The 25,383-nt window shown below is 60.8% G+C and carries 22 protein-coding genes; 18 read left to right on the top strand and 4 right to left on the bottom strand.

Going from position 1 to position 25,383, the window contains the following annotated elements:
• Window positions 1–108: 108 nt before the first annotated feature.
• Window positions 109–1,098, top strand: coding sequence for an NAD-dependent epimerase/dehydratase family protein (locus ABID16_RS21090; RefSeq protein ID WP_354558351.1), 990 nt, complete (start codon window positions 109–111; stop codon window positions 1,096–1,098).
• Between the two features lie 63 nt (window positions 1,099–1,161).
• Here ABID16_RS21090 and secA read toward each other — a convergent pair whose 3' ends face one another.
• Window positions 1,162–3,864, bottom strand: coding sequence for a preprotein translocase subunit SecA (secA, locus tag ABID16_RS21085; protein ID WP_354558350.1), 2,703 nt, complete (start codon window positions 3,862–3,864; stop codon window positions 1,162–1,164).
• Between the two features lie 436 nt (window positions 3,865–4,300).
• On the opposite strand from secA, the gene ABID16_RS21080 reads away from it, so the two are divergent.
• From ABID16_RS21080 to ABID16_RS21055, 6 genes are all read left to right on the top strand, one after another.
• Window positions 4,301–5,167 carry a peptidylprolyl isomerase gene (locus ABID16_RS21080; protein WP_354558349.1) on the top strand — a complete coding sequence of 289 codons (867 nt, stop codon included), beginning with the start codon at window positions 4,301–4,303 and terminating at the stop codon, window positions 5,165–5,167.
• 86 nt (window positions 5,168–5,253) lie between these two features.
• Window positions 5,254–6,495: a bifunctional glutamate N-acetyltransferase/amino-acid acetyltransferase ArgJ gene (gene argJ, locus ABID16_RS21075; protein WP_354558348.1), complete on the top strand. Its 1,242-nt coding sequence runs from the start codon at window positions 5,254–5,256 to the stop codon at window positions 6,493–6,495.
• Between the two features lie 4 nt (window positions 6,496–6,499).
• The gene (locus ABID16_RS21070) at window positions 6,500–7,264 is read left to right on the top strand and encodes a GNAT family N-acetyltransferase (protein WP_354558347.1); all 765 of its coding nucleotides are present in this window, start codon (window positions 6,500–6,502) and stop codon (window positions 7,262–7,264) included.
• Window positions 7,261–7,665, top strand: coding sequence for an 8-oxo-dGTP diphosphatase MutT (gene mutT, locus ABID16_RS21065; protein ID WP_354558346.1), 405 nt, complete (start codon window positions 7,261–7,263; stop codon window positions 7,663–7,665). The genes ABID16_RS21070 and mutT overlap by 4 nt, the downstream gene beginning before the upstream one ends.
• A gap of 96 nt (window positions 7,666–7,761) precedes the next feature.
• Complete coding sequence (locus tag ABID16_RS21060) at window positions 7,762–8,082, top strand: hypothetical protein (protein WP_354558345.1); 321 nt, start codon at window positions 7,762–7,764, stop codon at window positions 8,080–8,082.
• 49 nt (window positions 8,083–8,131) lie between these two features.
• A complete protein-coding gene (locus ABID16_RS21055) occupies window positions 8,132–8,317 on the top strand; it encodes a Flp family type IVb pilin (protein WP_354558344.1) in 186 nt (61 codons plus the stop codon).
• 113 nt (window positions 8,318–8,430) lie between these two features.
• Here the strand turns inward: ABID16_RS21055 and ABID16_RS21050 are convergent, their stop codons facing one another.
• Window positions 8,431–9,309 carry a methyltransferase domain-containing protein gene (locus ABID16_RS21050; RefSeq protein WP_354558343.1) on the bottom strand — a complete coding sequence of 293 codons (879 nt, stop codon included), beginning with the start codon at window positions 9,307–9,309 and terminating at the stop codon, window positions 8,431–8,433.
• Between the two features lie 179 nt (window positions 9,310–9,488).
• On the opposite strand from ABID16_RS21050, the gene ABID16_RS21045 reads away from it, so the two are divergent.
• Genes ABID16_RS21045 through ABID16_RS21030 form a run of 4 tightly spaced genes read left to right on the top strand, consistent with a single transcriptional unit; the run spans window position 9,489 to window position 11,864 of the window.
• Window positions 9,489–10,265: a ComF family protein gene (locus ABID16_RS21045; RefSeq protein WP_354558342.1), complete on the top strand. Its 777-nt coding sequence runs from the start codon at window positions 9,489–9,491 to the stop codon at window positions 10,263–10,265.
• A 48-nt stretch (window positions 10,266–10,313) separates the two neighbouring features.
• Window positions 10,314–10,568, top strand: a complete 255-nt coding sequence (gene grxC, locus ABID16_RS21040; protein WP_354558341.1) for a glutaredoxin 3 — start codon at window positions 10,314–10,316, stop codon at window positions 10,566–10,568.
• Between the two features lie 12 nt (window positions 10,569–10,580).
• Window positions 10,581–11,411: a carbon-nitrogen hydrolase family protein gene (locus tag ABID16_RS21035; RefSeq protein WP_354558340.1), complete on the top strand. Its 831-nt coding sequence runs from the start codon at window positions 10,581–10,583 to the stop codon at window positions 11,409–11,411.
• Between the two features lie 18 nt (window positions 11,412–11,429).
• The gene (locus ABID16_RS21030) at window positions 11,430–11,864 is read left to right on the top strand and encodes a DUF1178 family protein (RefSeq protein WP_354558339.1); all 435 of its coding nucleotides are present in this window, start codon (window positions 11,430–11,432) and stop codon (window positions 11,862–11,864) included.
• Window positions 11,865–11,876: 12 nt separating this feature from the next.
• Here ABID16_RS21030 and ubiG read toward each other — a convergent pair whose 3' ends face one another.
• Window positions 11,877–12,626: a bifunctional 2-polyprenyl-6-hydroxyphenol methylase/3-demethylubiquinol 3-O-methyltransferase UbiG gene (gene ubiG / locus ABID16_RS21025; RefSeq protein WP_354558338.1), complete on the bottom strand. Its 750-nt coding sequence runs from the start codon at window positions 12,624–12,626 to the stop codon at window positions 11,877–11,879.
• A gap of 180 nt (window positions 12,627–12,806) precedes the next feature.
• On the opposite strand from ubiG, the gene ABID16_RS21020 reads away from it, so the two are divergent.
• From ABID16_RS21020 to clpB, 7 genes are all read left to right on the top strand, one after another.
• On the top strand, window positions 12,807–13,472 hold the full coding sequence (locus ABID16_RS21020; RefSeq protein ID WP_354558337.1) for a YiaD family glycine zipper/OmpA-like lipoprotein: 666 nt from the start codon (window positions 12,807–12,809) through the stop codon (window positions 13,470–13,472).
• A 160-nt stretch (window positions 13,473–13,632) separates the two neighbouring features.
• The gene (locus ABID16_RS21015) at window positions 13,633–14,907 is read left to right on the top strand and encodes an aspartate kinase (protein ID WP_354558336.1); all 1,275 of its coding nucleotides are present in this window, start codon (window positions 13,633–13,635) and stop codon (window positions 14,905–14,907) included.
• Between the two features lie 81 nt (window positions 14,908–14,988).
• Window positions 14,989–17,253 (top strand): phosphoenolpyruvate--protein phosphotransferase, encoded by a 2,265-nt coding sequence (gene ptsP / locus ABID16_RS21010; protein WP_354558335.1) that lies wholly within the window; start codon window positions 14,989–14,991, stop codon window positions 17,251–17,253.
• Window positions 17,254–17,263: 10 nt separating this feature from the next.
• On the top strand, window positions 17,264–18,352 hold the full coding sequence (gene prfA, locus ABID16_RS21005; protein WP_354558334.1) for a peptide chain release factor 1: 1,089 nt from the start codon (window positions 17,264–17,266) through the stop codon (window positions 18,350–18,352).
• The gene (prmC, locus tag ABID16_RS21000) at window positions 18,339–19,226 is read left to right on the top strand and encodes a peptide chain release factor N(5)-glutamine methyltransferase (protein WP_354558333.1); all 888 of its coding nucleotides are present in this window, start codon (window positions 18,339–18,341) and stop codon (window positions 19,224–19,226) included. The genes prfA and prmC overlap by 14 nt, the downstream gene beginning before the upstream one ends.
• A 302-nt stretch (window positions 19,227–19,528) precedes the next feature.
• Window positions 19,529–20,182 carry a DUF4167 domain-containing protein gene (locus ABID16_RS20995; protein WP_354558332.1) on the top strand — a complete coding sequence of 218 codons (654 nt, stop codon included), beginning with the start codon at window positions 19,529–19,531 and terminating at the stop codon, window positions 20,180–20,182.
• Window positions 20,183–20,370: 188 nt separating this feature from the next.
• The gene (clpB, locus tag ABID16_RS20990; RefSeq protein WP_354558331.1) at window positions 20,371–22,974 is read left to right on the top strand and encodes an ATP-dependent chaperone ClpB; all 2,604 of its coding nucleotides are present in this window, start codon (window positions 20,371–20,373) and stop codon (window positions 22,972–22,974) included.
• Window positions 22,975–23,048: 74 nt separating this feature from the next.
• Here the strand turns inward: clpB and ABID16_RS20985 are convergent, their stop codons facing one another.
• Entirely contained in the window at window positions 23,049–24,989 is a 1,941-nt protein-coding gene (locus tag ABID16_RS20985; protein WP_354558330.1) for a M23 family metallopeptidase, read from the bottom strand.
• Window positions 24,990–25,383: the final 394 nt, after the last annotated feature.

Below are 25,383 nucleotides of genomic sequence, written 5' to 3'. Positions count from 1 at the left end.
GAGGCTCTTCAAAAGACTTGCATATTCAGCGTTAAGAAAGGGTTTTGCCGCCTCGCTATTCCTGACCGAAATGTTTAGAACTTTGTTCGCAAAGAGCGGGGATTGGCCATGGACGATGCGGGCAGGGGTAAGAGGACGATTCTGCTGACGGGGGCGACCGGCTTTCTCGGGGGCTGGCTGGTGTCTTCCTTCCTGGAGCGGGGCGACAGGGTCATCGCTGTTCTCAATCCCGGCAGTTCGATCCGCAAGAACGATCTGGCGCAGTATTACATGCGCGGATTCGATCAGCGCTGCGAGGAAGTTCGGGTCGATCTTCTAGATCCACAGGCTGTCGAGGACGTGGTCACCGCGTCCAAGCCGGATGTTGTCATCCATCTGGCGGCCGTTGGCGATGTGACGCTCGCGGCGCAGAACCCGGCGCTCACATTTGTGACCAGCGCGCGTTCAACGCTCAATCTGCTTGAGGCACTTCGGCGGCTTCGCCCGGAAACCCTGTTCATCTCGCACACAACCGACAAGGTCTACTCCGGCAATCCGATCCCGTTTACCGAGGATATGCCGCTGACGCCGACGCACATTTATGAGGTGGCGAAGGTGGCGCAGGAGCACCTGACGGCGACATATGCGAAGCAGTATGGGCTGAAGACTGTGACGGTCCGTTGCGGAAACTATTTCGGCGGCTACGATTTCAATTTCAACCGCATTATCCCGTTCACGATCAGGCAATTGCTCGAAGGTCAGCCGGTCACGCTACGCTCCAGCGGGCGCTTCACACGGGATTTCCTCTATATCGAGGATGCGGTTCTGGTGAACCATCTGCTGATCGAGCGATTTGCGGAGGCGAAGGAAGGGTTCGGCGAAGCCTTCAACTTCTCGCTGGAGGCGAACCTCAATATGCTGGAGCTGATTGCCCGCATCGGCTCGCTGATGGGTGTCGAGCCGCAAATCCTCATCAACGACACGGCGAAGTCGGAAATTCCCGACATGCAGCTTTCCTGCGCCAAGGCGCGGGATGTGCTGGGCTGGCGCCCGGCCTTCAGTTTCGACGAGGGCTTGCTGCGGACGATTGCGGCCTATCGGGATTATCTGAAAGCCTGATCCTCAAAGCAAAACGCCCCGCAGCGTGGCTGCAGGGCGTTTCGATCTCATTCTTCCAACCAATCAGGCGTTCAGCGCGCCGTGGCAGTGCTTGTACTTCTTGCCCGAGCCGCAGGGGCAGGGCTCGTTGCGGCCGACATAGCCCCAGGTTGAGGGCTGGTTCGGGTCGCGTTCGTCCGGTGCTGTCGCCATCAGGCTCTGCACGGCAGAGAACTCGTCCTCGCCGGTGGAGCCATCGATGTGGTGCGCCTGCATTGGCGGCAGTTCCTGCGGCTGAGGCTCCTGCACGATCTCGACGCGCGACATGTTGCTGGTCACGACCTGACGCATGTTGGAAAGCAGGGACTGGAAGAGTTCGAAGGCTTCCGACTTGTATTCCTGCAGCGGGTCTCGCTGGGCATAGCCACGGAAACCGACGACGGAGCGCAGGTGGTCGAGGTTGACGATATGCTCCCGCCACAGGCCGTCCAATGTCTGCAGCAGGATCGAGCGCTGGACATAGGTGGTGATTTCCGGGCCGAAGCGTTCGGCCTTTTCGGCGGCGGCCTTGTCGGACAGCTCGATCAGGCGCTGGCGGACGTCGTCTTCCGCAATGCCTTCCTCGGCAATCCATTCCTGGACCGGAATGTCGAGGTTGAGGATTTCCGCGATGCTTTCCTTGAGGCCTGCGGCATCCCACTGTTCGGCATAGGCCCGCTCCGGGATGTGCTTTTCGACGATCATGTCGATGGCTTCGTGGCGCATGTCGGTCATGATTTCCGACAGGTCTTCCGAATCCATCATCTCGATGCGCTGTTCGAAGATGACCTTGCGCTGGTCGTTCAGCACGTCGTCGTATTTCAGAAGGTTCTTACGGATGTCGAAGTTGCGGGCTTCGACCTTCTTCTGGGCGCGTTCGAGCGCCTTGTTGATCCAGGGATGGACGATGGCTTCACCGTCCTTGAGGCCAAGCTTCTGCAGCATGCCGTCCATGCGCTCGGAGCCGAAGATGCGCATCAGGTCGTCCTGAAGCGAGAGATAGAACTTGGAGCGGCCCGGGTCGCCCTGACGACCGGAGCGGCCGCGCAGCTGGTTGTCGATGCGGCGGCTTTCGTGGCGTTCGGTGGCCAGAACGTAGAGACCTCCGGCGGCCAGCGCCTTTTCCTTCAGCACTTGCACCTCGGCCTCGATGGCCTTGATGGCCGCCTCGCGCTCCGGACCTTCCGGCATCTCGCCGAGTTCCTGTTCGATGCGCATCTCGGCATTGCCGCCGAGCTTGATGTCGGTGCCGCGGCCGGCCATGTTGGTGGCAATCGTCACGGCGCCGGGAACACCGGCCTGCGCGACGATGAAGGCTTCCTGCTCATGGTAGCGGGCGTTCAGAACCGCGAATTTGTCGAAGCCGGCGCGGCGCAGAAGTTCTGCCAGAAGCTCGGACTTTTCGATGGAGGTCGTGCCGACGAGAACGGGCTGGCCCTTCTCGTGCGAGGCTTTGATCTCGGTGATGATCGCCTGGTACTTCTCTTCCGCCGTCCGGTAGACCTCGTCATCCTCGTCGAGACGCTTGATCGGCAGGTTGGTCGGAACTTCGATGACGCTCAGGTTATAGATGTCGGCGAATTCCTCCGCTTCGGTCGAGGCCGTACCGGTCATGCCGGCGAGCTTGTCATACATGCGGAAATAGTTCTGGAAAGTGATCGAGGCGAGCGTCTGGTTCTCGGGCTGGATCTGCACCTTTTCCTTGGCTTCCAGCGCCTGGTGCTGGCCTTCCGAATAGCGGCGGCCCGGCATCATGCGGCCGGTGAATTCGTCGATGATGACGATCTCGCCGTTGCGGACGATGTAATCCTTGTCGCGGGTGAAGAGCTTGTGAGCCTTCAGCGCGTTGTTGATGTGGTGAACGATGGCGACATTCTCGATGTCGTAAAGGCTCTCACCCTTGAGAAGCCCTGCCTGACGCAGCAGGTTTTCGAGCTTTTCGGTGCCGACTTCGGAGAAGTTGGCAGAGCGCTGCTTCTCGTCGATTTCATAATCGCCTTCGGAAAGCATCGGAATGAAGGCGTCGATCGTGTTGTAGAGATCGGAGCGGTCATCGAGCGGGCCAGAGATGATGAGCGGCGTGCGTGCTTCGTCGACAAGGATCGAGTCCACTTCGTCGACGATGGCGTAGTAATGGCCGCGCTGAACCATCTGGCTGCGCTCGAACTTCATGTTGTCGCGCAGGTAGTCGAAGCCGAGTTCGTTGTTGGTGGCATAGGTGATGTCGCAGGCGTAAGCAGCCTTGCGCTGTTCGTCGTCAAGGCCATGAACGATGACGCCGGTGGTGAGCCCGAGGAAGCTGTAGAGCTTGCCCATCTGCTGGGCGTCGCGAGCGGCGAGATAATCGTTGACGGTGACGACGTGGACGCCCTTGCCGGCCAGCGCGTTGAGGTAAACGGCGAGTGTGGCGACGAGCGTCTTACCTTCGCCGGTCTTCATTTCCGCGATGTCGCCGTCGTTCAGGATCATGGCGCCCATGAGCTGGACGTCGAAGGGGCGCATGCCGAGCGAACGGCGGGCTGCCTCGCGGACCACGGCGAAGGCCGGCACAACCAGATCGTCCGTGGTCTTGCCATCCGCAAGCTGCGCCTTGAATTCGGCAGTCTTCCCGGCCAGTTCAGCGTCGCTCAAGGCTTTCATGCTGTCTTCCAGCGCGCCGATCTCGGCGACATCTGGACGATAGGACTTGATGCGACGGTCGTTGGAGGAACCGAAAAGTTTGCGGGCGATGCCGCCAAGGCTGACCATCAGGATGGTCCTTTCTCGTTTTGGTTGCTTGTCGCGATGCCTGCCATCCTTAAAAAACGGACAGGAACCGCGCTGAGCCCAGAAACCCATCTGGACGCGAAGTTGCGTGACAGATAAGAGGGGGGCCAAGTGATGTCAACGGCCCTTGCGGGCAGGCGCTTTGCGGGTTTTCCACGTCCTTTACGAGGGAAATTGGGCAAGTTCGCCTGCGAGGGGCAAAAAAACCTTCATCTTGAAGTGCTTAGCTCTTTCAGGCTGGCCCTTTGGAGAAGAAGGGGAGGCCGGGTGGCCGACGCTGGCGCGATCTTCCGCTGCCGTGCTCAGGACGCCCGTTCGTTGCCTCCAGACGTTATCAATTTGCCACATTCGGGTGGCCGAGACTTCGTTATTAAGGGTGCCGATCCTCCTCTGTGCCCGGATCTTGAAAGGTTTGAACATGCTCAATCGTCAGAAAATGCTCTTCGCGGCTCTCGTGACCGCATTCGGCCTGTCGGGCGCGGCCTATGCCGCCGATGGTGCCGATCCTGTCGTCGCAAAGGTCGGCGATCAGGAGATTCACCAGTCGGATATCGATCTCGGCATTGCCAATCTCGACCCGCAACTCGCTCAGCTGCCTGACGACCAGAAGAAGCTTGCTGCTCTTTCTGCCGCCATCGACGTGAAGGCGATTGCCAAGGTCGCGCAGACCGACGGCATCGAGAATTCCGACGAGTTCAAGAAGCGTCTGGCCTTCCTGCGCGAGCGCGAGCTGCACAATGCCTATTTCCGCAAGTATGTCGTCAACACCGTGACCGACGACGAGATCAAGGCGCGCTATGACGCCGAGATCAAGAAGATCCCGCCGCAGGAAGAAATCCATGCGCGTCATATCCTCGTCAAGACCGAGGACGAAGCCAAGGCCATCATCAAGGACCTCGACGCCGGCAAGGACTTCGCTGAACTCGCCAAGGCCAAGTCGTCCGATCCGAACAAGTCGGAAGGTGGCGATCTCGGCTATTTCGGCAAGGGCCGAATGGTCAAGGAATTCGAAGACGCGGCCTTCGCGCTGAAGAAGGGCGAATACACCAAGACGCCGGTCAAGACTCAGTTCGGTTTCCACGTCATCAAGATCGAGGACACCCGCATGGCACCGCCGCCGGCGCTTGATCAGGTCAAGGACCAGATCCGCCAGCTCGTCATGCGCGACAAGTATATCGCCCTTCTCAACAAGGCCAAGGAAGGCACGAAGGTTGAAGTCCTCGATGAGAACCTGAAGAAGGGTTATGAAGAAGTCAGCAAGGAACAGGCGCAGCCGCAGCAGTAATCTGCTCTTAGGTGCGGGGTCCGGAAGGGCCTCGCACTTTTTCTTGTGCCCGTCCCAGCGCTCCTCCAAGTCCTGATGGAAGCTCCATGTCCACGACCGTTTCTCCGCTCGCTCCCAAATCCGTTCCCGACATGCCGGCCCTTCGCGGCGTGCGCATGGCAACCGCCTCTGCCGGCATCAAGTACAAGGGTCGCACCGACGTTTTGATGATGGTCTTCGACCAGCCGGCTGCCGTGGCCGGCGTCTTTACCCGGTCGCGCTGCCCGTCTGCTCCGGTCGATTTCTGCCGCCAGAACCTTTCGGGTGGTGTTGCTCGTGCCGTCGTGGTGAATTCCGGGAATGCGAATGCCTTCACCGGCAAGAAGGGTCGCGAAGCCACGGCGCTGACGGCAAAATCCGCCGCTGCTGCCGCGGGCTGCAAGGAAAGCGAAATCTTTCTCGCCTCGACTGGCGTGATCGGCGAGCCGCTGGACGCGACGAAGTTTGCCGGCGTGCTCGACACGCTGGCCAAGGATGGCAGGGAAGATTTCTGGTACGAGGCTGCCAAGGCCATCATGACCACGGATACCTATCCGAAGGTCGCCACCCGCACGGCGGAGATTGCCGGCGTCAAGGTGACGATCAACGGGATTGCCAAGGGCGCGGGCATGATTGCGCCCGATATGGCAACGATGCTCTCCTTCGTGGCCACCGATGCGGATATCGCACCGGCGGCACTTCAGGGGTTGCTGTCTGCTGGCGTCGGCCCGTCCTTCAATTCGGTGACGGTCGATAGCGACACGTCCACCTCCGACACGCTGCTCCTCTTCGCAACGGGTGCGGCGGCTGCCGACGGCCAGCCGAAGATCGAGGACGCGAACGATGCTCGCCTTGAAGGCTTCAAGGCAGCGCTGAACGATCTCCTGATGAATCTTGCCCTGCAGGTTGTTCGCGACGGCGAAGGCGCGCGCAAGATGGTGGCCGTCACCGTGACGGGCGCCGAAAGCGATGCTGCCGCCAAGCGGATTGCGCTGTCGATTGCCAATTCGCCGCTCGTCAAGACGGCGGTTGCGGGCGAAGACGCCAACTGGGGCCGTGTCGTCATGGCCGTGGGCAAGTCCGGCGAGATGGCCGACCGTGACAGGCTGGCGATCTGGTTCGGCGATGTACGCGTGGCCGTCGATGGCGAACGCGACCCGGACTATTCGGAAGCGGCAACGACGGCCGTGATGGAACAGGACGATATCGCCATTCGCGCTGATATCGGTCTCGGCAACGGCAAGGCGACGGTTTACACCTGTGATCTCACCAAGGAATATGTCGCCATCAACGGCGATTACCGGAGCTGAGCGAATGGCAAGCCTTCCCGCCGTTCGGCGGCTTGAGGCGGCCGGGTTTCGCGCCTGGCCCGCTGAAACGGTCGAATATGAGGGAAGCTGGCAGAAGCGGCTGACGCCGGGTCATGCGACGCGGCGGGCAAACTGCCTCGTGCCGCTTGATCCCGGCGACACGCGTGACATCGGCGAGCGCATTGCCGGCGTGGAAGCCTGGTACGCCGCAGCCGGGGTGCCCATGGTCGTCAAGGAGACGCCGCTAAGCCCCAGACCGCTCATCGACTGGCTCGGCAAGAACGGCTGGAGCCATGAAGGCGAAGTCAGTGTGCAGACGGTGGCGCTTGCCGAATATGCGCAGACGACGGGCCTCGACATGATTCCAAGTCACGACGTCGCACGTTTCGTTGATGCCTGTATTGCGGTCGAGGGCGGCAAGAGCCGAACCCCGCGCGACGCCATGGAGCGCCTTTTCCGGGCGATACAGCCGGAAACGGGAATGTTCATTCTGGGCGAAACGAGCGATCATCCGAAGGCGGTGGCCTCCTGCGTTCACGATGGCGATATGGCCGGACTGCAGCAGGTCGCGGTTGCGTCGCAGGAGCGTCGGCAGGGGCTTGGCCGACAGATAACGGTGGCAGCGCTGAAATGGGCACGGCTGCGCGGCGCGGTCACAGGCTGGCTTCAGGTCGAAGCCTCCAATGCCGCCGCGCTGGCGCTTTATGCCGATCTGGGCTTCAAGGAATGCTACCGCTACCGCTATTGGCGCAAGGAAAACGCATCATGAGCCACCCCATTCTCCTCGTCGCGGCCTGCGCGCTGATCGACACGGATAACCGCATCCTTCTGTCGAAGCGGCCCGAGGGCAAGGCGCTGGCGGGCCTGTGGGAATTTCCGGGCGGCAAGGTCGAGGCAGGCGAGACCCCCGAGGAGACGCTGGTGCGCGAACTTCGCGAAGAACTCGGCATCGAGACCAAGGTGCCGTGCCTCGCGCCGCTGACTTTCGCCAGCCATACCTACGAAACCTTCCATCTCCTGATGCCGCTTTACGTGTGCCGGCGCTACGATGGCATTCCTCGCGGAGCCGAGGGACAGGAGATCAAATGGGTTCGTGCTGCCCAGCTTCGCGATTATCCGATGCCACCTGCGGACGAACCGCTGATCCCATTTTTGCACGACCTTCTCTGAACCGCGCCGTCTTTGGCACCGGAAATTTACCTTTCCTTTATCAGATTCTGACATTTTTCAGCGGTGGAGACGGCATGTACAGGTTAGGCAGTCGATATGGCGGACAAAGAACAGTATGACGGATCGACGGAAGTCGCCGAAGCACCGCTCAGCGTGCCGAAATCGGGTGCGTTGAATGTTGCCGTGATTTTTGGTGTGGCCGTAGTGGCATTGACGCTCATTGTGGCGCCCTTTGTCGATCGCAAGAGTGCGCATCTTGCCGGGACGGTTGCGCCCGGCGCCTATGACGACATCGTGACTGGCTCGATTTCGACGAATAGCGGGCCGAAGCGATATATTGTTCGGCGCAGCGTTCTGCAGGATACGCCTGGCGCTGTGTGCATTATCAACAGCGACGGCTCCACGAGCGGCTGCTGAGATCATTTGAGAGAACGGTGCCTGTCGCACCGATGAAAGGAATTCGCGGATGCTGATCTTGCGTCGATTGCTGAAGGATCGAAACGGAGCGACCGCGATCGAGTACGGTCTCATCGGCGTTCTCATTTCCATCGCCATCATTGCCGGCGTTACCCAGGTTGGCTCTGCCATCGGCACGACCTATAACAATGTCGCCACGCAGGCGCTCGGCGACGGCACGCTCGCCAAGCCGTAATCTCCTCTCCTTGCGCTTTTCCAGAGCGTTTCAGCGTTTGGCTGGAACGCTCTATCTATGTGTTCTCCGCAATTCCGGACGCAAAACCGGTTCCCGCTTTTGCTGGAATTGCTCTATTGCGCGCCTGACTTATCCTTCAGAACGCTGGCCAGACTGATCTTCGCTGAACCCGGGCGAAGCGGTTTCTGCTGGCTTTCATGCGGCGCCCAGCCCGAGACATAGATGATGGAGAAGGTCGCGCGGATGCGGCCATCGGGATCGGAAAAGCGCTCGGCATAAATCTCGCCGGCTCTCACAAAAAGCTTTCGACCCGGCGGCCTCCGCGAGCGGCCTGTCAGCGGGTTGGCCATGCCCATATGGCGCAGGTCGCGCATCAGCGGAAAAATCGAATCGTAGCGAACCGTATAGGTCTCGACATCGGCGACCGGCAGAGCAAAACCGGCTCTCTGCAGGAGTGCGCCGATATCGCGCACATCGGCAAAGGGAATGACACGCGGGCTCACGCCGCCGGTCAGCTCCTCTTCTGCGCTCAGAAGCGCCTCCCGTAATTCCACCAAGGTTCCGGCACCGGGAATCGCGGCCAGAAACAGGCCGTCCGGCTTCAGCGCGCGGCGCGCCTGGATGAAAAGGCCGGGCGTATCGTTGGTCAAATGCGCGGACAGCGGCGAGACGACGAGATTGACGCTCTCGGGGGCAATAGACAATTGTTCGAGCGGTGCGAGCCTGAGCTCGCCTGAAGCCGGCCCAAAACCAAGTGTCGTTTCCAGTCGTGTCATGTGGTCGACCTTGCCGGTCGCCATCATCTGAGCTGCGGTGACACCGGTCATTCCGTGCAGTTCCACACCTTCCGCAAAGTGGCGCTCGACGGCTGACAGGCGGTCAGCCAGCTCTTCAGCTGCCATGTCGAGAAGGAAACCTGCGCTGCTGTCGGCGATTTGCGCTGCGCGCACGCGGTTTCGTTCGACGAGTTTGGGATCAAAAACCAGTTGCATCTCGCGCCCTGCGCTGCTCAAAATTGACGTTGGCTGCCGCTATAGCGCGGCGCGTTCCATTGAACGCGCGAACGACGCTGTAGCACCTTGATTTGATGCATGTTCGTTCCGCTCAATCGAATTCGATCGAGCGCGACACGCATTAGGCAGAGTGTTGACTGTCTACAGGGGATCGGTCGATGGGTGAAGGGGAAAGTCCTGCGGCTCCGCGTTTGTTCCACCGGCTTCCGGCGCGGCTGGCAAAGGCGTTCGTCGATTTCATTTATCCGCCGGTTTGTGCAGGATGCGGCCGATTTGCCGCGCGCGACGGGGCTCTGTGCCCGGCGTGCTGGCAGACCATCCGTTTCATCGAGCGGCCCTATTGCGAGGTCATGGGGACGCCTTTCACGCATGACCTCGGCGCCGGTATTCTTTCGGCCGAGGCCATTGCCAATCCTCCGGTCTTCGATCGTCTGCGGGCGGTTGCCGCCCATGATGGTATCTGCCAGGCGCTGGTGCACCGGCTGAAGTACAACGACCGGCTGGATCTTGCGCCCCTCATGGCGCGCTGGATGGCGCGGGCGGCGGGCGATCTGTTGGGGGAGGCAGACGTGATTGTCCCAGTGCCGCTGCATCGAATACGCCTCTTCACGCGGCGGTTCAATCAATCCGCAGAGTTGGGGCGGCATCTTTCCCGGCAATCCGGCAAACCGTTCAACGCGATCGACCTGAAACGCATCCGCCGCACGGCGCATCAGGTCGGGCTTGGCGAGCGGGCGCGCGAGGACAATGTGCGCGGCGCCTTTGCCGTCAGCGATTCGGGCAAGATGGCCTTTGCCGGGCGGCGCATCCTGCTGATCGATGATGTCTACACGACGGGGGCTACAGTGTCGGCTGCGTCGCGCGCACTTCGCAAGGCGGGTGCCAGCGACATCACCGTACTCGTCTTTTCAATGGCGCTTCCGGAGCCTATATAGCGTCTTAAGACAAACGCGCCCCGCAGAGGCTGCGAGAGGAGAGATTTGATGGTTCCTGTCACGATTTATACGCGTCAGATGTGCGGCTACTGCTCCGCTGCCAAGGCGCTGCTCGACCGCAAGGGTGTCAGCTATACAGAACACGACGCCAGCTTCGATCCGAAGCTTCGGCAGGAAATGATGGATCGCTCCGGCCGCTCGACCTTCCCGCAGATCTTCATCGGCGAGAAGCATGTCGGCGGCTGCGACGACTTGCACGCGCTGGATGGCACCGGCAAGCTCGACGCCTTGCTGGCCGGTTGAAAGGATAGAGTGATGACGAAGGTGAAGGTTGCTGCCGTCCAGATGTGCTCCGGCGTCTCGGTCGAAAAGAACGTGGAGCGCATGCACGCGCTCGTTGCTGAGGCTGCGGCGCAGGGTGCGACCTATGTTCAGACGCCGGAAATGACCGGCGCGCTGCAGCGTGATCGCGCGGCACTGATGGCGTCGCTGAAGCCGGAGGCGCATGATCTGGTGTATCGTGCAGCGTCCGAACTCGCCGCCCGGCATTCAATCTATATGCATGTCGGCTCGACGGCCATTGCGCTCGGGAGCGAAAAGGTTGCCAACCGCGGCTTCCTCTTCGGACCCGATGGTTCGCTCATTACCTCCTATGACAAGATCCACATGTTCGACGTCGATCTCGACAATGGCGAGAGCTGGCGTGAAAGCCGGACCTATAATCCCGGCGCTGCCGCGCGCGTGGCGCAGCTTCCTTTCGGCAAGCTCGGATTTGCGGTCTGTTACGATGTTCGTTTTCCGCAGCTATTCCGCGCCGAGGCTCTGGCGGGTGCCGAAATCCTGACGGTTCCAGCCGCCTTTACCAGGCAGACCGGCGAGGCGCATTGGGAAATTCTCCTGCGCGCCCGCGCGATCGAGAATGGTGCGTTTCTGATAGCTGCCGCGCAAGGCGGCGTGCATGAGGACGGCCGTGAGACCTATGGCAACTCGATGATCGTCAATCCCTGGGGGCAGATTCTGGCCCGGGCCGGCGGGGCGGGCGAGGCCGTTCTGGTGGCCGAGATTGACACCGCCGAAGTCGCCGCCGCGCGCGGAAAAATCCCGAACCTCAAGAATGCGCGCGAATTCGCCGTTGAAACGGTTTGAGTGTGAGGATTTGCGTTCGTGATCAAATATTCGCTCAAGTGTGAAGCCGAGCACGCCTTCGAAGGCTGGTTTTCTTCCGGCAGCGATTTTGATGGCCAGCAGGCGCGAGGTCTCGTGACCTGCCCGGTCTGTGGCTCGGCCTCCGTCGCCAAGGCCCTGATGGCGCCGGCCGTTGCGACGGCGCATGCCGGCGAGGGCGAGGTGCCGATGGCGATGGCTGGAGGCGGTGTGCCCGCTGAGATGATCGCGAAGATGCGTGAGATCGTCACCCATATCCGCGCGAATTCAGAGGATGTAGGCGCGCGTTTTCCCGAAGAGGCGCGCAAGATCCATTACGGCGAAGCGCCGGCGCGCGGCATTATCGGCCAGGCCAAGCAGGAAGACATCGGCGCACTTCTGGAAGAAGGCATAGAGATTGCACCGCTGCCGGTCCTGCCGGAAGACGCGAACTGAGCGGTTCGCGTCTTAAACTGCCGGCCGCGTCGCCAGCATCATGTAATTGACGTCCATATCGCGCGACAGGTTCCACTGGTTCATCAGCGGATTGAAGAAGACGCCGGTGCGCTCGTCGATCTGCATGCCGGAAGCGGTCAGGGGCTTTTCAAGTTCTTCGGGACGAACCAGCTTTTCATATTGATGCGTGCCCTTTGGCAGCCAGCGCAGCACGTGCTCCGCGCCGATGATCGCCAGCGCCATGGCCTTCATGGTGCGATTGATCGTGGCCACGAACATCATGCCGCCGGGCTTCACCATGGAGGCGCAGGTGGTGATGAAGAAATCGACATCCGACACGTGTTCGACCACTTCCATATTGAGAATGATATCGAACATCTCGCCCTCGGCAGCCAGTTGCTCGGCGGTCACGGCGCGGTAGTCTACCGTGACGCCGGTTTGCGCGGCATGGGTCGAGGCAATCCCGATATTGCGCTCGGAGGCGTCGGCGCCGATCACGGTTGCGCCCATGCGGGCCATAGGTTCGGACAGCAAACCGCCGCCGCAGCCGATATCGAGCACACGCAGGCCTTCGAGCGGCTTGTGGCTGTTGGCTTCGCGGCCGAAATGAGCGGCGGCCTTGTCGCGGATGTAGCGGATACGCACCGGATTGAACTTGTGCAGCGGCTTGAACTTGCCCGCCGGGTTCCACCATTCCGCGGCCATGGCGGTGAAGCGATCAACTTCGGCCTGATCGATCGTGGTTCTTGCGGCGTCGCTCATGATGCATATCCTTCGTAATCGCTTCTCAAGTCGGACTGCTACGGCTGAAAGTCAAGGCCGGATTTTGTCGCGGATCGCCGCAGCCAGGTCGCGAAATCGCCGGAATCGAAGGATTTGACTTCCACAAAACAAACATCAAGAATCATACCTATTGATTCCTCTCCAGGACGGACCCTCCGCATGTTCAAGAAAATTGCCCTCAGCCTGCTTGCTGCAACCTTCCTGTCGGCCTGCACGACGACCGACCCCTATACGGGCGATCAGAAAATGTCGAACACGGCGGGTGGCGCCATGATCGGCGCAGGTCTCGGCGCTGTCACCGGGCTGCTGGTTGGCCAGGACGCAAACTCGCGGCGCAACGCGGCGCTCATCGGTGCCGGTGTCGGCGCGCTGGGCGGCGGCCTGATCGGCAATTACATGGACAATCAGGAATCGGAACTGCGCCGCCAGCTTCAGGGCACGGGCGTTTCAGTCACGCGCAACGGCGATTCCATCGTATTGAACATGCCGTCCAATATCACCTTCCCGACGGATCAGGATGCGGTGAAGGCGGAATTCTATCCGACGCTGAATTCGGTCGCGATCGTCCTGAAGAAGTTCGACAAGACGCTGATCGACGTCAACGGTCATACGGACTCGACCGGCAGCCACCAGCATAACCAGGATCTGTCGCAGCGCCGCGCCATCTCAGTTGCCAATTACATGGCAAGCCAGGGCGTCGATCCGCGCCGCATGTCCGCCGTCGGTTTTGCCGAAACACAGCCGATCGCCTCAAACGCGAGCGAAGCCGGGCGCGCGCAGAACCGCCGCGTGGAAATCCAGATTTCGCCGCTGCGCCAGAACTGATCGGTTCCGTACCGGGACCGGCCCACCGGCTGTTGCAGTCGGGTCGCTTTTTCGCTAAGAGACCGCAAACTTTGGGCTCGATCCTTTTTCAAGGGTCGAGCCTTCGACTGTTTGACAGAGTTCCCGCGCGTTTCGCGCAGGCCATGACCGGACATTTGAAATGGCACGCATCGTGATGAAATTCGGCGGCACGTCCGTCGCAGACCTAGACCGGATCTATAACGTCGCGCGCCATGTCAAACGTGAAGTTGATGCCGGCCATCAGGTTGCCGTCGTCGTTTCGGCCATGTCGGGCAAGACCAACGAGCTTGTTGCCTGGGTGCAGAACATGCCGAAGGTCACGGGCGCGAAGTCGCCTTTTTATGACGCGCGCGAGTATGATGCGGTCGTTGCGTCCGGCGAGCAGGTGACCGCCGGCCTTCTGGCCATCGCGCTGCAGTCGATGGATATCGACGCCCGCTCCTGGCAGGGCTGGCAGATCCCGATCAAGACCGACAACGCCCATGGCGCGGCCCGTATCCAGGACATCGACGGCGAAGAGCTGATCAAGCGCTTCGAGATGGGGCAGGTTGCCGTCGTCGCCGGCTTCCAGGGCATCGGTCCCGACAACCGGATCGCGACGCTCGGTCGTGGTGGTTCGGATACGTCGGCTGTCGCCATTGCCGCCGCCGTCAAGGCCGACCGTTGCGACATCTATACCGATGTCGATGGCGTCTACACGACCGACCCGCGCATCGAGCCGAAGGCGCGCCGCATGAAGAAGATCGCCTTCGAGGAAATGCTCGAAATGGCGTCTCTCGGCGCCAAGGTTTTGCAGGTCCGTTCGGTGGAACTGGCCATGGTACACAAGGTGCGCACCTTCGTGCGCTCCTCTTTCGTTGACCCCGATGCACCGGGAATGGGCGACCTTCTGAACCCGCCGGGCACGCTGATTTGTGACGAGGATGAAATCGTGGAACAGGAAGTAGTCACCGGCATCGCCTACGCCAAGGATGAAGCGCAGATCTCGCTGCGTCGCCTTTCGGACCGTCCGGGCGTATCGGCTGCCATTTTCGGGCCTCTGGCCGAATCCCATATCAATGTCGACATGATCGTGCAGAACATTTCCGAAGACGGAACCCGCACGGACATGACCTTCACGGTTCCCTCGGGCGATGCCGAGAAGGCGCTTTCCGTTCTTGCGCAGAACAAGGACAAGATCGGCTTCGACGTCATCCAGAGCGAAACGGGTCTGGTGAAGGTTTCCGTTATCGGCATCGGCATGCGCAGCCATGCCGGCGTTGCCGCCACGGCCTTCCGCGCGCTGGCGGACAAGGGTATCAACATCAAGGCGATCACGACCTCGGAAATCAAGATTTCCATCCTGATCGACGGTCCCTATGCCGAACTTGCTGTTCGGACTTTGCATTCCTGCTACGGTCTCGATAAGAATTGAGAAACGATTCCGATGCGCCGGTGGCAGTGATCCTGCGGCCGGCTCGCCCGGAATAACTCCAGAACCGGGAGCACATGCGCGATGAAAGGCCTTTCACAGGGTCCGCGCGTTCTTCTCAAGCGTCTCCGCGAATTGATGGCGGAAGCGCTTGAACCACAGGAACGCCTCGACAAGATCGTCCAGCAGATCGCCCAGAACATGGTCGCGGAAGTGTGTTCCGTGTATGTGCTCCGATCGGACGGCGTGCTCGAACTCTACGCCACGGAAGGTCTGAAGAAAGACGCCGTGCATCTGGCCCAGTTGAAGATGGGCCAAGGTCTTGTCGGTACGATTGCGGCTTCCGCCCAATCGCTGAACCTTTCTGACGCGCAGTCCCATCCGGCCTTCCGCTACCTGCCGGAAACCGGCGAAGAAATCTTCCATTCCTTCCTTGGCGTGCCGATCCTGCGCGTCGGCCGCGCGCTTGGTGTTCTGGTCGTGCAGAACCGGGCGCAGCGCACCTATCGCGAGGAAGAAGTCGAGGCGATGGAAACCACGGCGATGGTGATCGCCGAAATGATCGCCACGGGTGAATTGAAGAAGATCACGCGGCCTGGTCTCGAACTTGACCTATCCCGCCCGGTTTCAATCGAGGGCGACAGCTATGGTGAAGGGATCGGGCTTGGCCATGTTGTCTTGCACGAGCCGCGCATCGTCGTCACCAATCTGCTGAACGAAGACACCGATCACGAATTGAAGCGCTTGAACGAAGCACTCGATTCGCTGCGCATCTCCATCGATGATCTTCTGTCGCGGCGCGACGTTTCCATGGAAGGCGAGCATCGCGAGGTTCTGGAAACCTATCGCATGTTCGCCCACGACCGTGGCTGGGTTCGGAAGCTCGAAGAGGCGATCCGCAACGGCCTGACGGCGGAAGCGGCGGTCGAAAAGGTGCAGAGCGACACCAAGGCACGCATGATCCGCCTGACGGATCCTTACCTGCGCGAGCGCATGCATGACTTCGACGATCTGGCCAACCGGCTTTTGCGCCAGCTGACGGGCTATGGCCCGAAGGGCGGCGGCGGGCTGCCCATGGATGCGATCATCGTGGCGCGCGCCATGGGGGCGGCGGAACTGCTCGATTATCCGCGTGAACATATTCGCGGCCTCGTGCTCGAAGAAGGCGCGGTGACCAGCCACGTCGTGATCGTCGCGCGGGCCATGGGCGTGCCGATTGTCGGACAGGTCACGGGCCTCGTCGCGCTTGCCGAAAACGGCGATCCGATCATCATCGACGGCGATGGCGGCAGCGTGCATCTGCGGCCGGCTGCCGAATTGCGCGTCTCCTATGAGGAAAAGGTGCGATTCCGCGCCCGCCGGCAGGAGCAGTTCCGGGCGCTGCGCTCGGTCGAGCCGATCACCAAGGATGGCCAGCGCATCAATCTCCTGATGAATGCCGGCCTGCTGGTCGATCTGCCGCAGCTGAATGAGTCGGGTGCGCTGGGCATCGGGCTTTTCCGCACCGAACTCCAGTTCATGATTGCCTCGAACATGCCAAAGCTCGAGGAGCAGGAGGCGTTTTATCGCAGCGTTCTGCGGCAGGCGGCCGGGCGGCCGGTGACGTTCCGCACGCTCGATATCGGCGGCGACAAGGTCGTGCCCTATTTCCGCGGCGCGGATGAGGAAAACCCGGCGCTCGGCTGGCGTGCCATTCGTCTGTCGCTCGACCGTCCGGGCCTGATCCGCACGCAGTTGCGCGCGCTGCTACGCGCCGCGAGCGGCCAGGAACTGCGCATGATGATCCCCATGGTGACGGAAGTTGCCGAGCTTCGGGCCGTGCGCGAGCTGATGCAGAAGGAATTCCAGCATCTTTCGCGCTTCGGTTACGAACTGCCGAAGAAGCTGCAGTTTGGCGCGATGCTCGAAGTGCCGGCGCTGATGTGGCAGCTCGATGAGCTGATGGCGGAGGTCGATTTCGTTTCGGTCGGCTCGAATGACCTGTTCCAGTTTTCGATGGCGGTCGACCGCGGCAACGCGCGCGTTGCCGACCGGTTCGACAATCTGGGCCGCCCGTTCCTGCGCATCCTGCGCGATATCGTGCGGGCTGCCGAGCGCAACAATACGTCTCTGACGCTGTGCGGCGAAATGGCGGGCAAGCCTTTGTCGGCCATGGCGTTGATGGGGATCGGCTTCCGCTCGATCTCGATGTCGCCGGCGTCGATCGGTCCGGTGAAGGCGATGTTGCTCGGGCTCGACGTCAAGCAGCTCTCCGACATGATGAATGCGGCGCTGGACGAAGGTTTTCCGCGTGAGCCGATGCGCCATCTTCTGGAAAACTTCGCCCTTGCGAACAATATTCCGCTGTAGGTAAGCAAGCTTGGCGAAACTTCCCATCGAGAAAATGCGCGAACTGGAGCGCCGGTTCAGCGAGGTCGAGGCCCGGATGTCGGCTGGCCCCGCGGCGGATGTTTATATCAAGCTCGCTGCGGAATATTCCGAGATCGAGCCGGTGGTGAAGAAGATCCGCGAATTCCAGAAGACGGAAAGCGAGATTGCCGATCTCGAAGCGCTGCTTTCCGACAAGGCCACGGATCGCGAGATGCGCGATCTGGCCGAAATGGAACTGCCGGAGCTGAAGGCACGCATCGAAACGCTCGAAAGCGAGATGCAGATTCTGCTTCTTCCGAAGGATGCGGCAGACGAGAAGAGCGCGATTCTGGAAATTCGCGCCGGTACGGGTGGCAACGAGGCAGCACTTTTCGCGGGCGATCTGTTCCGTATGTATGAGCGCTATGCTTCGACACATGGTTGGAAGGTCGAAATCCTCTCTGAAAGCGAAGGCGAGGCCGGCGGCTACAAGGAAATCATCGCGACCGTCAGCGGACGCGGGGTTTTCGCGAAGCTGAAGTTCGAATCCGGCGTCCACCGCGTTCAGCGTGTGCCGGAAACGGAAGCGGGTGGGCGCATTCATACGTCGGCTGCGACGGTGGCCGTGCTTCCCGAGGCGGAAGAGATCGATATCGAAATCCGTCCCGAGGATATCCGCATCGATACGATGCGCTCGTCGGGTGCAGGCGGACAGCACGTGAATACGACCGACTCGGCCGTCCGCATTACCCATCTACCGACCGGGATCATTGTCACCAGCTCGGAGAAGTCGCAGCACCAGAACCGGGCGAAGGCCATGCAGGTTCTGCGCGCGCGGCTTTACGATATCGAGCGGCAGCGCGCCGATAGCGAACGTTCGGCCTCGCGCAGGAGCCAGGTGGGTTCCGGCGACCGCTCCGAGCGCATTCGCACCTACAATTTCCCGCAGGGGCGATTGACCGACCATCGCATCAACCTGACGCTCTACAAGCTCGATCGGGTCATTGAGGGCGAGTTGGATGAAGTGATCGACGCACTCGTCGCCGATTATCAGGCGGGCCAGCTGGCGCAGCTCGGCAACGACCATGCCGGGGCCTGATCCGGTTCTCGACGCGGTGCTGGCGGAGGTGCGCGTTCTTTTTCGCGAGGCTGATCTCGACGATCCGGCGTTGGAAGCCCGCATTCTGGTGAGCGGATTGCTGGATCTGGAGCCGACTGCACTCATCACACGCGGACGCGAGGCTGTTCCAGCCGAAAAGATTGAACGCATTCGTATGGCGGCGGCGCGGCGTGTTGCTGGCGAGCCCGTCTATCGCATCCTCGGCTGGCGGGAGTTTTATGGGCTCAGGCTGAAGCTTTCCAAGGGCACACTGGAGCCCCGCCCGGATACGGAAGTTCTTGTCGATGCGATGTTGCCCGTTCTGCACGAAATGGTGGGGCAGGGCCGCAAGCCGCGCATCCTCGATCTCGGTACGGGAACCGGGGCCATCTGCCTCGCGCTGCTGAATGAATGCCTGCAGGCAAACGGTGTCGGCACGGATATTTCCGAGGATGCGCTTGCGACGGCCAAAGCCAATGCCAATCTGAACGGCATCGGCATGCGGTTCGAGGTCCTGCAGAGCGACTGGTTTTCGCAGGTGCGAGGCAAATTCGATCTGATCGTCTCCAACCCGCCCTATATTCCTTCCGCCGACATTGCGGGTCTTGACCGCGAGGTGCGGGAGCATGATCCGCTGGCAGCGCTCGACGGCGGTGCGGATGGGCTTGAGCCCTATCGAATCATCGCGAAGCAGGCGGATCAATATCTTGCCGATGGTGGATTCGTCGGCGTCGAGTTCGGCTGGAACCAGATGGCTGCCGTACAGGCCATCTTTGAAGCCGCCGGTTTCATCGTCCAGCAGGCAATACGCGATTATGGCGGGCGCGATCGGGCTTTGATTTTCGTGCGAACGCCTGGCTTTTCTGGCGAATAATCTCGCGACCGCGAAAAAAACGCTTGGATTTGAGGGGGAAGCGGGCTAGTTTGCCTGTGCGCACTAGGGCTGAAGCGCCGGCGGAATTTATTCCCGGATCAGCTTTCGCCAAGATGGTTGCTCTCTTAACAAGAGTTTCTGGGGTACCGACAGTCCCTGTGCGGAAATCTGTTCAATAACTCACAAGCGGCAAGAAGGTGCGGTCACGCGCGGACGCTGCGGCTCGCAAGTCCTCTCTCGATTGACAGAGCAGGCCGGAGCCATTTTGTGGTCATTTAGAAAGAAGTTCAGGTGAGCCATCAATGAGGCCAGGACAGCAGAACAAACGCGGTCGCGGGCGTAACAACAACAATAGCAACAACAATAATAATAACAATAACAACAACAATGGGAACATGCGCAAGGGTTCAAACCCTCTGACGCGGACCTATGACAGCTCCGGACCGGACGTGAAAATTCGTGGGACCGCGCAGCATATTGCCGAGAAATACGCGCAGCTTGCTCGTGACGCCCAGAGTTCCGGCGACCGTGTCATGGCAGAAAACTATCTGCAGCACGCCGAGCACTATAACCGCATTATCGCAAGCGCCCAGGCACAGATGCAGGAACGCTTCCAGCGCGACGATCGCAACGACTTCGCTGATCGTGATGAGGACGACAACGGTTCGGATACCGCACCGTTGCAGCAGCATTCCCAGCCGCAACAGCGTTCGCACCAGCAGGCGCAGCCGCAGGCCGAGCAGGCTTACGACGGCACCGGCCCGCAGCCGGAGATCGAAGGTCTTCCTGCGGAGGTAGCTCTTGGCGAAGAGGCTCCGGCTGAAGCCGCCGGCGAGCAGGAACCGCGTCAGCGTCGTCCGCGCCGTCCGCAGCGCCGCCGTCAGAACGCCGCTGCTGAAGGTGAAACCAGCGAGGCTCCGGCCGAGCAGCCGGCACTTGCCGAAGCCGGCGAATGACGAATGTCAAACCGTAAGGGTTCAACGATCCCCGGGACGCAAGTTCCGGGGATTTTTGCATTTAAACCTCTTTAAAAACGCGGCGTCGCGCCCATATTTCACTGCGAAGGCTCGCCTTTCAGGGGGCCTATCTCAAACCCGTCGATCCGTGCCTCAGTCGAGGGCGGAACGAGGAACGGAGGACAGACATGAATATCGAGAAATATTCCGAGCGCGTGCGCGGTTTCCTGCAATCGGCTCAGACCGGCGCTCTTGCTGCCGGACACCAGCAATTTACCGCAGAACATGTGCTGAAAGTGCTCCTGGACGACGACCAGGGCATGGCCTCGGCGCTGATCCAGAAGGCGGGCGGCGATCCGCGCGAGGCGCGCATTGCCAATGACGCGGCACTCGCCAAAATCCCGAAGGTTTCGGGCGGCAATGGACAGGTCTACCTGTCGCAGCCGCTGGCCAAGGTTTTCGCCACCGCCGAAGAGGCTGCCAAGAAGGCAGGCGACAGTTTCGTGACCGTCGAACGTCTGCTTCAGGCGCTCAGCATCGAATCTTCCGCCTCGACTTCCGCCACCTTGAAGAAGGCCGGTGTGACGCCGCAGGCGCTGAACCAGGCGATCAACGATGTCCGCAAGGGCCGCACCGCCGACAACGCCAATGCCGAACAGGGCTTTGACGCGCTGAAGAAATATGCCCGCGACCTGACGGCGGATGCCCGTGACGGCAAGCTCGATCCGGTGATCGGCCGCGACGATGAAATCCGTCGCGCGATCCAGGTTCTGTCGCGCCGCACGAAGAACAATCCGGTCCTGATCGGTGAGCCCGGCGTCGGCAAGACGGCGATCGCCGAAGGTCTGGCGCTGCGCATCATCAATGGCGACGTGCCGGAATCGTTGCGCGACAAGAAGCTGATGGCGCTCGACATGGGCGCGCTGATTGCGGGCGCAAAATATCGCGGTGAGTTCGAGGAGCGTCTGAAGGCAGTGCTTTCGGAAGTGCAGTCGGAAAACGGCGATATCATCCTCTTCATCGACGAAATGCACACGCTGGTCGGGGCCGGCAAGGCGGATGGTGCGATGGATGCGTCCAACCTGCTGAAGCCCGCACTTGCTCGTGGCGAGTTGCACTGCGTCGGCGCGACCACGCTTGACGAGTATCGCAAGCATGTCGAAAAGGATGCGGCTTTGGCCCGCCGGTTCCAGCCTGTGATGGTGTCCGAGCCGACGGTTGAGGACACGATCTCGATCCTGCGCGGCCTGAAGGAAAAATACGAGCAGCATCACAAGGTTCGCATTTCGGACTCGTCCTTGGTTGCTGCTGCCGTGCTGTCGAACCGCTACATCACCGACCGCTTTCTGCCGGACAAGGCCATCGACCTGATGGATGAAGCCGCATCGCGGCTGCGCATGCAGGTGGATTCCAAGCCTGAAGAGCTGGACGAACTCGATCGCCGCATCATGCAGATGAAGATCGAGCGCGAGGCGCTGAAGAAGGAAACCGACAACGCATCCAAGGACCGGCTCGAAAAGCTGGAGCTTGACCTTTCCGATCTGGAAGAGCGCGCCAATGCGCTGACCGCCCGCTGGCAGGCTGAAAAGCAGAAGCTGGGTCATGCTGCCGAACTCAAGCGCAAGCTTGACGAGGCGCGCAACGATCTGGCGATTGCCCAGCGCAGCGGCGAATTCCAGAAGGCCGGCGAACTGGCCTATGGCGTGATCCCAGGCCTCGAAAAGGAGCTGAAGGCGGCCGAAGAACACGACGGTTCCGGTGCGGAAGCCATGGTCCAGGAAGTCGTGACCCCCGACAATGTCGCGCAGGTCGTCTCCCGCTGGACCGGGATTCCGGTCGACAAGATGCTGGAAGGCGAACGCGACAAGCTGCTTCGGATGGAAGACGAAATCGCCAAATGGGTCGTCGGCCAGGGCGATGCCGTTCAGGCCGTTTCGCGGGCGGTTCGCCGCGCGCGCGCCGGCTTGCAGGATCCGAACCGGCCGATCGGCTCGTTCATGTTCTTAGGTCCCACGGGCGTGGGCAAGACCGAACTGACCAAGGCATTGGCGCGCTTCCTCTTCGACGAAGAGTCGGCCATTGTGCGCATCGACATGTCGGAATACATGGAGAAGCACTCGGTCTCGCGGCTCATCGGTGCACCGCCCGGCTATGTCGGCTATGATGAAGGCGGCGCGCTGACAGAGGCTGTTCGACGCCGCCCCTATCAGGTCGTGCTGTTCGACGAGATCGAGAAGGCGCATCCGGATGTGTTCAACGTTCTGCTACAGGTTCTGGATGACGGTCGTCTGACCGACGGGCAGGGCCGGACTGTGGATTTCAAGAACACGATCATCATCATGACCTCCAACCTCGGTTCGGAATTCCTGACCGGTCTCGGTGAAAGCGAGGATACCGACAGTGTCCGGGAACAGGTCATGGGTGTCGTACGGATGAATTTCCGGCCGGAATTCCTGAACCGTGTCGACGAGATCATTCTGTTCCACCGGCTGCGTCGCAAGGAAATGGGCACGATTGTCGATATCCAGATGGGCCGGCTCGTCAAGCTGCTCGCCGATCGCAAGATCACGATCACGCTGGACGAAACGGCGCGGGAATGGCTGGGCGACAAGGGTTACGACCCGGTCTATGGCGCAAGGCCGCTCAAGCGGGCGATCCAGAAGTATCTTCAGGATCCGCTGGCCGAAAAGATCCTCATGGGCGACATCCCGGATGGATCTGCGGTTACGGTAAGTGCCGGATCCGATCGCCTGATCTTCGTGTCGGGTGAAACGATCAGCGAGGCTGCGTAAGTTCGAACGCGCTCGGCCGCGAAACGGTGTGCCCTCGGCGAAAGTCGGGGGCATTTTTCGTTTCAGACCGGGGATCAGTTGCTGGCGATATTCCAGTCTTCGTGGCCGAGGAGCGCGTCGATGCGTTTGCGCTCTGCGCCGAACCTGGCAAGTGCCTCGCCTCCGAGCGATTTGCCGTCGGGCAGGCGGATCTTCAGCGGGTCCACCTTGTTGCCGTTGACGATCATTTCGTAGTGCAGGTGCGGGCCGGTCGACTGGCCGGTTGTGCCGATCCAGCCGATCACCTGGCCCTGGTGGATCTTGGCCCCTTCGACGACGTCCTTTGCGATCGCACTCTGGTGGTTGTACGAGGTTTCATAGCCGTTGGCATGGCGGATGATGGTCTGGTTGCCATAGCCGCCGCGGTCCCAGCCCGCCTTTTCCACCGTACCATTGCCCGTTGCGATGATCGGCGTGCCACGCGGTGCGGCCCAGTCTACACCGGTATGCATGCGCATGTAGCCGAGGATCGGATGGCGGCGCATGCCGAAGCCCGATTTAAAGATGCCGCTTGGCACTGGGTTGCGGAGCAGGAACTGATGGATGCTCTTTCCGTCGGGCCCGTAGTAGTCGACGCTGTCGTCGCTCGGATCCTGGAACCGGTAAAGCCGCGTCTCGTTGTCGCCGAACTTGGCGTAGAGGAACAGAAGCTCCGAATTCTTCGTGACTTTGCCGGATTGGTCGGCGACCGAGAAGAAGGCTTCCAGCTTGTCCGTCGGGCGCAGCTGCGCCTGGAAGTCGACCGAATTGGCCAGTAGCTTGACGATCTGGTTGGTCAGGTCCAGTCCCATCCCGTAAGACAGTGCGGCCCGGTAGATGCCGTCATAGACGCTGGGAAGATCGGACCCAGCCTGCGGCGCCAACAGGTTGTCGTCAAGCGCGGAGGCCATGGCCTTGATGGCCGGGGGCGCGGTGCCCTGAACGAAGTTGCCCTTGTCGTCCAGCGCAATCGTCACCTGGTGCTGGTCGCGCTGATAGATGCTGGCGCGGACGATCTTCAGGTCCTCGCCGGTTTGCATAATACCCATGCGCAGGATGTTCCCGTCACGCAGCTTCCCGCTGCCATAGGCATCCGAAAGGCTGCCGGACACCAGATCCGCCTGTTTCTTCGAATAGCCATTTGAAGACAGGGCGGTTGCGATGTCGGTATCCGAGCGTATCGGAATGATGTCGTCGGCATATTCGGGGGTTGTGGTGGTGATCGCCTCGGGGGCCGCCACCGACATGTTGGACTCGATGACCTTTGCGGTCAGTCCGGATGTGATGTCAAGCGCACTGTTACTTGCTGCGAAGCGCCGCGGATCGACATAATAGAGCGACGCGACCTGACTATTGCCGTCTGTCAGAACCGAACCATTCGTGCGTACGGTTTCCTCGATCTCTTCCAGCGTCATCGCCGGCGCGTAGCTGAAGGCGGTTTCCTTGGTCGGAAACTCGGAGGTCTCCAGGCTCACCTCAGATTCCACGTCCGAGCCGTAGATCTGGCCCGTGCTGACCGGGGGGAGAGCCGGCTTGGTACCCGAGGAGAAAATCGCGAGAGGATCAAACTGGGGATAGGTTTCTTGCGAAGGGTGCGCTGCGGCGAGCGCCATCTTGACATGCTCGAAGGGCTGTCGCCGCACCACTTCCTTGCCGCCCTGCTGGATCATGGTTGAAACTTCCATGATCTGCTTGTCGGCGGGCTTGGCGGCAATGTTCGTCGCGATCAGGCGGCCACCGCGCTTTGCAACAAGCGGCGCATCGTCGCCATCGTCGTGCCCGCTCGCGTAGGCTTCGGCAGGAATGGCGAGTTGCCGGCGGCCGTCCAGCGCGGCCGTGAGGGCAACGCCCATCAGGATAGTACTGGTGATGCCCGTCAAGAAAGTGCCAGAGAGCCAGCGAAAGGAAATCTCGCGCCGGTCCGGCGCACGGCGGCCGTCAGCGAGCAGCGCGGGCTCGTTACCGAGCAGCCGTGTCAGTTCCCTGCCGTCCGTCATTCAGTGTCCGCCTGGCCCATTTATTTTCTTGTTATGCAACATCTGCCTTGTGTGCGGGCGGGAGTCAAACACCATGCGCGGAGATGGCAGCCATGAGTGCGCGAAACCCCTATGTTGCGCGTGAGGGAGTTCATGCCTGCCAATTGTGAAAATCCGGGGGCATGAGTGCGAGCAAGCGGGGTTTCGTGGACGTTTTGAAGAGGTTCCCGCGGACACCTCACAATTAATCCTTTTAATTCAATGCTTTGTCACTTTTTTGAAGTTTTTTCAAAATGCCGTGTTGACTGTTCTGAGCCCTCGGGTCTATAAGGCGATCACTGACGAGGGCGGCGGCGCTGCTAGCGACTAACGAACTCGTCCCTGAGAAAATCTTCTGATGGTTGCGTAAGTGACT

This window comes from Limnomicrobium aquaticum, assembly GCF_040545545.1.
Classification (GTDB): Bacteria; Pseudomonadota; Alphaproteobacteria; order Rhizobiales; family Rhizobiaceae; genus Ensifer_A; species Ensifer_A aquaticum.
This window is presented reverse-complemented; position numbering and strand designations above follow the sequence as displayed.